Genomic DNA, 8,508 nt, shown 5'->3' with positions numbered 1-8,508 from the left:
CGCCCGCACCGATCGTCGTGCGCGGGGGCGGCGCGTCCCAGTGCCACTGCGCCGCCTCTCGCGGTGCACCACTTCGCCGCTAGCCTGCGACGCATGCCCACCTTCGAGGAGATCACCCGGCACCACGACCCGGACCCGTCCGAGGACCCCTGGGTCACCGGACCGCCTCGGCCGGAGACGATCGTGATCGCCCCGTACGACCCCGAGTGGCCGCGCCGCTACCGGGCCTTGGCGGCGGGGATCCGCGACGCGCTCGGCGACGCGGTACTGGACGTCGAGCACGTCGGGTCGACGTCCGTCGAGGGGCTGGCCGCCAAGGACGTCGTCGACATCGACCTGACGGTCGCCGACCCCCGGGACGAGGACGCGTACGTCCCCGCGCTCGAACGCCTGGGCTACGTCCTCGTGGTCCGGGAACCGTCGTTCCACGAGCACCGGTGCCTGCGGCTCGCCGAGCCCCGGGCCAACCTGCACGTGTTCGGACCGGATTGCCCGGAGGTCATCAGGCACCGCATGTTCCGCGACTGGCTGCGCGCGCACCCCGAGGACCGCGCGCTCTACGAAGGGGCGAAGCGGGCGGCGATCCCGGGTGGCGGGCACGTCATGGACTACAACGCGCGCAAGCAGGACGTGATCCGCGAGATCTACGGCCGGCTCTTCCGCGCGGCGGGGATGCTGTAGGACCGGCGGGTGAGCCGGGGCGGTCCGTCCCGGTCACCGCGCCCCGGTCACCGCAGCCTGCCCGCGCCCCGCGAGTAGTACCGCTCCACGTAGTGCTGCCCGATGCTGAGCAGGCTGGTGACCACGACGTACCAGAGCGTCGCGACCAGCAGCAGCGGGATGACCAGGTAGTTGCGGTTGTAGATCAGCTGCACCGAGTGCAGCAGGTCCTGCACGGCCAGCACGCTGACGATCGAGGTGCCCTTCAGCGTGCCGATGAGCAGGTTGCCCGCGCCCGGCACGATCGACCGCATCGCCTGCGGCAGCACGATCCGGCGCAGGATGCGCCCGCGCCCCATGCCCAGCGCCAACCCGGCCTCCACCTGCCCGGCCTCCACCGACACGATCCCGCCGCGCACGACCTCCGCCGCGTACGCGGCCTCGTGCAGCACCAACCCGATGATCACCGCCGTCATCGGCCCGATCACCGCGGTGGAGCCGGACAGCGCCGGGTAGAGCGCGCCGATGTTGAACCAGAACAGCAGTTGCACCAGCAGCGGCACCGAGCGGAACAGCCAGACGTAGCCCCACCCGACGCCGACCAGCACCGGGTTGCCCGACAGCCGCATCACCGCGAGCAGCCCGCCGAGCAGGAAGCCCAGCACGAGCGTCAACGCGGTCAGCCACAGCGTGAGCCCCAGGCCGCGCAGCACGGCCCCCGCGGTGAAGTACTGGGCGACGACCGGCCACTGGAACTGCTCGTTGGTGATCGCGGACCACAGCAGCAGGCCCAGCGCCACCAGCACGAGCCCCGCGGAGAACCACCGCCAGGGCCGGCGCAGCGGCACCACCCGCGGCGCGGGCGCGGTCTTCGACGACGGGACGACGGTGGGGGCGCTCATCGGCTCGCTCCAGGGCACGGGAGGACAGCGGGAGGTGTGCCGCGTCCCTCAACGCCGCGCGCCGATCGTCGTGCCGCTCCGCCCGCCGGGTCAAGGGATTCCGCGATCTGGACGCCCGCCGCCCGCCGTTGACGGGCGCGTGCCGGCGCTGCTGGACTCGGTGCGTGGAAACCGTGCGGCTGGTCACCCGCGACCACATCGACCTCGGTCGGGTGTGGTCGGCGTCCTGTCACGCCTGAACCGCACCGCACGCCCGCGCGTCCACCGCCCGCGCCTCCCTCAGCGCCCGCCGACGCGCGGCTCCCACCCACTCCACGACGGAAGGTTCGACCGTGCCTGTTGAGTTCCTGGGGATCGGCGGCACCAACGACGGGTCCGAGACGCACGCGCGCAGCGGCCCGTCCTTCGACAAGGACTACACGCTGCGGTTGGCCCGCGCGCACGAGGACCACGGCTGGGACCGGGTGCTGTTCGCCTACGGCTCGGGCTCGCCCGACCCGGCGCAGGTCGCCGCGTTCGTCGCGACCAGGCTGGAGCGGTTGCAGGTGCTGCTGGCGCACCGGCCCAACGTCTCCTACCCGACCTTCGCGGCCAAGACCTTCGCCACGCTCGACCACATCAGCGGCGGCAGGCTGACCGTGCACTTCATCACCGGCGGCACCGACCACGAGCAGCGGCGCGAGGGCGACTACCTCACCAAGGACGAGCGCTACTCGCGCACCGCCGAGTACATCCGGGTGGTGAAGCGGGCCTGGACCTCGCGTGAGCCGTTCGACCACGAGGGCGAGCACTACCGGTTCGCGGACTTCGTCAGCGACGTGTTCCCGGTGCAGCAGCCCCGGCCGCGGGTGTCGTTCGGCGGCTCGTCGCCCGCCGCCTACCGGGCGGGAGGCGCGGAGGCCGACATCTTCTGCCTGTGGGGCGAGCCGCTGGCCGAGACCGCGCAGCAGATCGCCTCGGTGCTCGCCGCCGCCCGGGACGCCGGGCGCGCCGACGCGCCGAGGTTCCAGGTGGCGTTCCGGCCGATCCTCGGCGCCACCGAGGAGCTGGCGTGGGAGAAGGCGCACCGCGTCGTGGACCGGATCAGGGCGCGCACCGCGGGCGGCGTGCCGCTGACCCGGCGGCGGCCCCTGGCCAACCCGGAGAACACCGGTTCCCAGCGGCTGCTGGAGATCGCCGCCAGGGGCGAGCGCTTCGACCGCGCGCTGTGGACGGCGACGGCCGCGGCCACCGGCGGCGCGGGCAACTCCAACGCCCTGGTGGGCACGCCGGAGACCGTCGCGGCGGCGCTGCTGGACTACTACGACCTGGGCGTGGACATCATCTCGGCCCGCGGGTACGACATGGTGGACGACACCATCGACTTCGGCCGCCACGTCATCCCGATCGTGCGCGAGGAGGTGGCCAAGCGCGACCGCGAGCGGGCCGCCCGCCTGGCCGGGCGGCCCGGAGTGGCCGTGGCCGGCACGTGACCGTCACCGCGCCGCACGAGGTGCGGAGGGTCCGCGCGGACGACCCCGCCGCGGCGCCCATGATGGCCGAGCTGCTCGACGAGTACGTCCACCGCTACGGCGAGTCGGGGCGCGAGGAGATGAGCCGCTACCCGGCCGAGGCGTTCGCGCCGCCGCACGGCTCGCTGCTCCTGCTGCTCGACCGCGGCGAACCCGTGGCGGGCGGCGCGTTCATGCGCCACGACGGGACCACCGCCGAGGCCAAGCGGATCTGGACGGCCAGGGCGCACCGCCGCCGCGGGTGGGCGCGGCGGGTCATGGCGGAGCTGGAGCGGGAAGCCGCCGCCTTCGGGTACCGCCGCGTCTACCTCACCACCGGCCCGCGCCAGCCCGAGGCGCGGGAGCTGTACCTGTCCTGCGGTTACGCACCGCTGTTCGACGTCGACGACCCTCCGACGAACGGGCCCCTGCCCTTCGAGAAAGCACTGGGGTGAAAGTGCCGTGAGCACGAGATGCCTGGTCGCCCTGACCGCGCTGCTGGCTTTCATCACCGCCGGCTGCGGCGCCACCGCCGACACCGGGGCGCCCGCCGGCAGCGGCGTCGAGCCGTCGCGCGACGTGCTCTCCGCGCTGGCCGAGGACGAGGCGGTCGCGGCCCTGCTGCCCGCCGACGTCAAGGCCCGCGGTGTGATCAAGTTCGCGGCCTCGATCGGCGGCACGCCGCCCTCCGCCTACTACGCCGAGGACAACAGGACCGCGCTCGGCCAGGACATCGACATCGCCGAGGGCGTCGCGAAGGTCCTCGGCGTCCGGATCGAGCGCGAGGCCGCGAGCTTCGAGGCCATCCTCCCCGCGCTCGCGGCGGGCAAGTACGAGGTCGGGACGGGCAACTTCGGCGTCACCGAGGCCCGCAAGCAGACCATCGACTTCGTCACCTACATCAACGACGGCCAGGGCTTCGCGGTCCGCGCGAACGACGACCGGCTGTCCGGGGTGGAGGGGCTCGTCCAGCAGTGCGGGCTCAAGATCGGCACCGCCACGGGCACCTCGTTCGAGGCGACCCTGGAGCGGGAGAAGCACGTCTGCCCCGACCAGGGGAAGCCGCCGTACGAGGTGCTGACGTTCTCCGAGAGCGCGGCGGTGTACCTGGGGTTGCAGCAGGGCCACCTCGACGTGGTGATGAACACGATCAACGGCCTGCGCTACGCGGCCGCCAACCAGCCGAACCTGGAGTTCCTCGGCGAGTTCAAGCGGCTCGACGTGGGGTTCGCGCTCAAGAAGGGCTCGCCGCTCGCGCCCGCGTTGCAGGCGGCGGTGAACAAGCTCATCGAGAGCGGCGCGTACCGGCAGATCCTGGACAAGTGGGGCACCGCCGAGTCGGCCATCCCGAAGTCGGAGATCAGCCCGCCCGAGCACACCTGACCGGCGCCCGCGCCCGCTGCCGCCGCCCGAGCGGTGAGCGGCGCTCGGGCGGGGCGCACCTGATCGGCGCCCGCGCCCGGTGCCGCCGCCCGATCCGGGCGCGGACGACCGGCGCCCGCGCCCGGCCCCTTCGCCAGGCCGGGCGCGGGCGTCAGCCCGTCGGGCCGTACCCGTCCTCGTCCTCGTCGGCCTCCTGGTCCCCGTCCTGGTGGGGCAGCACGGTGGCCAGGTAGGAGCGCAGCGCGGCGGTCGTGCCCACGTCGCGGCCCGCGTTCTCGGACAGGTACCAGCGGTGCACCAGCACCTCGTGGAACAGCTCCGCCGGCGCCAGCACGCCGAGCAGGTCGGGCGGCACGGCGGCCACCACCGGGTCGTACACCTCGCTGCGCCACAGGTGCGCCGCGGTGGCCTCGGGCACCGGCCGGCCGTCGCGCTGCTCCAGGTAGGCGCGGAACGAGCGCAGGTCGTTGAGCAGGCGGCGGGCCTGGTTCTCCTGGGCCTCCAGGCCGGTGAGGCGGAACAGCTCGCGGCGGTGCTGGCCGCTCTCGGCGACCCGGATGTCCACCCGCAGCCGGGCGCCGGCCTCGGAGGTGATCAGCTCGACCTCGCCGACGTCGAAGCCCAGGTCGTTGAGGCGGCGCAGGCGCTCGGCGACGCGGTAGCGCTGCTCGTCCAACCGGAAGAACTCCTCGCGGGTGACCTCGTCCCACAGCGCCTCGTAGCGGCGCGGCACGCTGTCGGCCACCTCGACCGGGTCCAGCTCGGCGGGCAGCAGGCCGCCCGCCTGCAGGTCCATCAGCTCGCCGCCGATGCGCTCGCGCGCCAGGTCGACGTCGTGGTTGCGCTGGCCGTCGGACAGCCGGGGGTGCCGCTCCACGGTCTCGGCGTCGACCAGGTAGGCGGCGAGCTTGCCCGCGTCCAGTCGGAACAGGGTGTTGGACAGCGAGCAGTCGCCCCAGAACGTGCCCGACAGGTGCAGCCGCACCAGCAGCTCCACCAGCGTGTCGACCAGGCGGTCGGCCGAGTGGTCGTCGCCGCGCGGGCTGGAGAACAGGTACCGGTAGGACATCGAGTGCTCCAGGTACCTGGTCACCAGGACGGCCTGCTGGTCGTCCGGGCGGTTGACGCACAGCCCGAGCACCGACACCGCGGGCATGCCCTCGTGCTCCAGCTCGCCGAGCACGGCGTACTCGTGGCGGGCCAGCCGCTCGGAGATCTCCTTGAGCGCGTAGACCCGCCCCTCGCTGGCCACGAACCGCACGACGTGCCGCGAGATGCCCCGCTGCGGCACGGTGAGCAGCAGGTCCTCGTCCCACTCCTCCAGCGGCTGCGCCCACGGCAGCGACAGCAGGCCGGTCGCCTCGGTGGCGGGCGGGCGGAACAGGAATCGCATCGGGTCCTCCGCGGTCGGGCGTTGCCGACCGGACGGTAACCCGCGACCGGTGCCTTTGCCGATGTGCGACCGCTCACCCCCCGGCCGGCGCGGGTCAGGGCACGTAGACCTGGCCGGTCTGGGCGCCCTCCACCGACCGCACGTACGCCCGCGCCACGTCGACCAGGTCCACCGACCGCACACCGGGGAAGAAGGGGCCGTAGTCGGGCAGGCTCTCGGTGACCACGGTCGGGCTGACGGCGTTGACCCGGCGCGGCGCGATCTCGACGGCGGCGGCCCGGACGAACGCCTCGACCGCGCCGTTGGCCAGGGACGCCGCGCTGCCCGCGACGACGGGTTCGCGCGCCAGGACGCCGGTGACGAGGGTGAACGAGCCGCGCTCGGCCACGTGCGCCAGGCCCTGCCGCACCAGCTCGACCTGGCTGAGCACCTTGCCCCGGAACCCGGCGAGGAAGTCGTCGGCGGTCAACCGGTCCAGCGGCTTGAACGGCACCTCGCCCGCGGCGCTGACGACCGCGTCCACCTCGCCGACCCGGGCGTACAGCGCGGCGACCTGCTCCGGTTCGGTGACGTCGAAGCGCAGCTCCCCGCTGGTGCGGCCGGCGGTGACGACGTCGTGGCCCCGGTCGGCGAGGGCCTGGTGGACGGCGGCGCCGATCTTGCCGCCCGCCCCGATCAACAGGATCTTCATGCCGTTGACGCTAGGTCGTGCCGGGCAGGTCGGGGAAATGCTTCTCGCGCGGCATTTATGCTCCACCGTTATGAATGTCGAGCTGAGGCACCTGCGGGCGCTCGCCGCCATCGGGGACGAGGGCACGATCACCGATGCCGCGATCGCCCTGCGGATCAGCCAGCCCGCGCTGTCGCGCACCCTCGACCAGCTCGAGCGGCGGCTCGGGGCGCGCCTGGTGGAGCGCACCACGCGCCGGCTCGCGCTGACCGAGGCCGGGCAGCGGCTGTGGGAGCACGCGCACCGCATCCTCAACCAGCTCGACGACGCCCTGGCCGAGGTGGTGGCGGGAGGCCGCCCGCTCCGCGTCGGCTTCGGCTGGGCGGCCCTGGGCCGGCGCACGGTCCCGCTGCTGCGCGGGTGGCGCGCGGCGCACCCGGACACGCCCGCGCGGGTCCGCCGCTGCGACGACCCGGAAGCCGCGCTGCGCCGGGGCGAGGTGGACGTGGCGTTCATGCGCGCCGAGCCGTCGGGCGCCGACCTGGCCTGGCGCGCCCTCTACCGCGAGCCGCGCCTGGTCGCGGTGCCCGAGGGCGACCCGCTGGCCGACCGCGACGGCGTGCGCCTGGCCGACCTCGCCGCCGTCCCGGTGGCGCTGTGCTCGACGGCCGCGACCACGAGCGCCGACCTGTGGCCGGAGGGCGCGCGGCCCGCCACGTTCGAGGTGCCCGGCGTCGACGAGTGGCTGACCACGATCGCGCTGGGGGAGGCGGTCGGCGTGACCACGGAGGCGACCGGGCACAGCCACCCGCACCCCGGCGTCCGGTACCTGCCGCTGGTCGACGCGGACCCGGTGGTGGTGCGCCTGGTGTGGCCGCGCACCCTGACCCACCCGGCCACCACGGCGTTCCGCGAACACGCCGCCACGCTCGCGGAGTAGCCCCCGGCGGCTCGCGGAAAGGGCTTTCGTCGAACGCCTCCGTCGAATCCCGTCGAACGTGAACCGCTTGCGGGACAACACTTCCCATTTCCGCGAACGTCTGGTTACAGTGCGATTTGGGAGCGCTCCCGGGTATGTGGACATCCTCAACGAGGAGGAGAGAGTGGCGCTCAAAGCCATCCCTGCGAGAAAGAACCCGCTCGCCAGGGCCTCCGCGACGGTCGCCGCCGTCGCCGGGCTGCTGGCGGGTGTCCTCACCGGCGTCGCCGACGCGCACGGCTCCACCACCGACCCGCCGTCGCGCAACTACGGCTGCTGGCAGCGGTGGGGCAGCGACTTCCAGAACCCCACCATGGCCCAGCAGGACCCGATGTGCTGGCAGGCCTGGCAGGCCGACACCACGGCGATGTGGAACTGGAACGGCCTGTACCGCGAGAACGTGGCGGGCAACCACCAGGGCCAGATCCCCAACGGCCAGCTGTGCAGCGGCGGTCGCACCGGCGGCACCCGGTACGCGGCGCTGGACAACCCGGGCCAGTGGAAGGCGGCGACCAAGTCGCGCCAGTTCACCCTGACCGTCACCGACCAGGCCCGCCACGGCGCGGACTACCTGCGGGTCTACATCACGCGGCAGGGCTTCGACCCGACCACGCAGCAGTTGGGCTGGGGCAACCTGGACCTGGTCACCACCACCGGTCGCTACGCGCCGGCGGGCCAGTACCAGGTGGCGGTGAACGCGGGCAGCCGCACCGGCCGCCACGTCGTCTACGTGATCTGGCAGGCCAGCCACATGGACCAGTCGTACTACTTCTGCTCGGACGTCGTCTTCCAGTAAGGCGGACCCGACGGCCCCTCCGCCCCGTGCCGGTGCACGGGGCGGAGGGGCCGTTCGATGTCCGGGCCCGCGTCGGGACTGCTGCTAGCAGGTGCCGTTGGAGACCTTCAGGCCGGTGTTGGGGCCTGCGGTGCGGCTGACGACGTTCGGCACGCAGCTGGCCTGGTCGAGGGTGTGGGTGTAGGGGATGGTGACGGTGGTGGTGGATTTGACGTCGGGGCCGGCGGGGTTGGTG

9 protein-coding genes are annotated in these 8,508 nt (G+C 73.5%); 6 read left to right on the top strand and 3 right to left on the bottom strand.

Annotation, left to right across the window (positions count from 1 at the left end; all coding sequences use genetic code 11):
• Nucleotides 1–93: 93 nt before the first annotated feature.
• On the top strand, nucleotides 94–681 hold the full coding sequence (locus ACFV4N_RS35460) for a GrpB family protein (RefSeq protein ID WP_499677033.1): 588 nt from the start codon (nucleotides 94–96) through the stop codon (nucleotides 679–681).
• 47 nt (nucleotides 682–728) lie between these two features.
• Here the strand turns inward: ACFV4N_RS35460 and ACFV4N_RS35455 are convergent, their stop codons facing one another.
• Nucleotides 729–1,562, bottom strand: a complete 834-nt coding sequence (locus tag ACFV4N_RS35455) for an amino acid ABC transporter permease (RefSeq protein WP_499677032.1) — start codon at nucleotides 1,560–1,562, stop codon at nucleotides 729–731.
• A gap of 332 nt (nucleotides 1,563–1,894) precedes the next feature.
• Between ACFV4N_RS35455 and ACFV4N_RS35450 the strand changes: the two genes are divergently transcribed.
• The 3 genes from ACFV4N_RS35450 to ACFV4N_RS35440 are packed head-to-tail and all read left to right on the top strand — an operon-like array spanning nucleotide 1,895 to nucleotide 4,435.
• A complete protein-coding gene (locus ACFV4N_RS35450) occupies nucleotides 1,895–3,034 on the top strand; it encodes an LLM class flavin-dependent oxidoreductase (protein ID WP_499677031.1) in 1,140 nt (379 codons plus the stop codon).
• Nucleotides 3,031–3,507 carry a GNAT family N-acetyltransferase gene (locus ACFV4N_RS35445; RefSeq protein WP_499677030.1) on the top strand — a complete coding sequence of 159 codons (477 nt, stop codon included), beginning with the start codon at nucleotides 3,031–3,033 and terminating at the stop codon, nucleotides 3,505–3,507. The genes ACFV4N_RS35450 and ACFV4N_RS35445 overlap by 4 nt, the downstream gene beginning before the upstream one ends.
• Before the next feature lie 7 nt (nucleotides 3,508–3,514).
• On the top strand, nucleotides 3,515–4,435 hold the full coding sequence (locus tag ACFV4N_RS35440; protein WP_499677029.1) for an ABC transporter substrate-binding protein: 921 nt from the start codon (nucleotides 3,515–3,517) through the stop codon (nucleotides 4,433–4,435).
• Between the two features lie 151 nt (nucleotides 4,436–4,586).
• Here ACFV4N_RS35440 and ACFV4N_RS35435 read toward each other — a convergent pair whose 3' ends face one another.
• Both ACFV4N_RS35435 and ACFV4N_RS35430 read right to left on the bottom strand, forming a co-directional pair.
• Entirely contained in the window at nucleotides 4,587–5,828 is a 1,242-nt protein-coding gene (locus tag ACFV4N_RS35435; RefSeq protein ID WP_499677028.1) for a DUF4032 domain-containing protein, read from the bottom strand.
• A 94-nt stretch (nucleotides 5,829–5,922) separates the two neighbouring features.
• Complete coding sequence (locus tag ACFV4N_RS35430) at nucleotides 5,923–6,519, bottom strand: short chain dehydrogenase (RefSeq protein ID WP_499677027.1); 597 nt, start codon at nucleotides 6,517–6,519, stop codon at nucleotides 5,923–5,925.
• Nucleotides 6,520–6,589: 70 nt separating this feature from the next.
• On the opposite strand from ACFV4N_RS35430, the gene ACFV4N_RS35425 reads away from it, so the two are divergent.
• Nucleotides 6,590–7,438: a LysR family transcriptional regulator gene (locus ACFV4N_RS35425; RefSeq protein ID WP_499677026.1), complete on the top strand. Its 849-nt coding sequence runs from the start codon at nucleotides 6,590–6,592 to the stop codon at nucleotides 7,436–7,438.
• A gap of 163 nt (nucleotides 7,439–7,601) precedes the next feature.
• On the top strand, nucleotides 7,602–8,273 hold the full coding sequence (locus ACFV4N_RS35420) for a lytic polysaccharide monooxygenase auxiliary activity family 9 protein (RefSeq protein ID WP_499677025.1): 672 nt from the start codon (nucleotides 7,602–7,604) through the stop codon (nucleotides 8,271–8,273).
• Nucleotides 8,274–8,508: the final 235 nt, after the last annotated feature.

Origin of the sequence: Actinosynnema sp. NPDC059797, from assembly GCF_042732085.1 — a bacterium.
GTDB lineage: Bacteria > Actinomycetota > Actinomycetes > Mycobacteriales > Pseudonocardiaceae > Actinosynnema.
The sequence above is the reverse complement of the archived record's forward strand: the minus strand, read 5'-3'. Positions and strand labels throughout refer to the sequence as shown.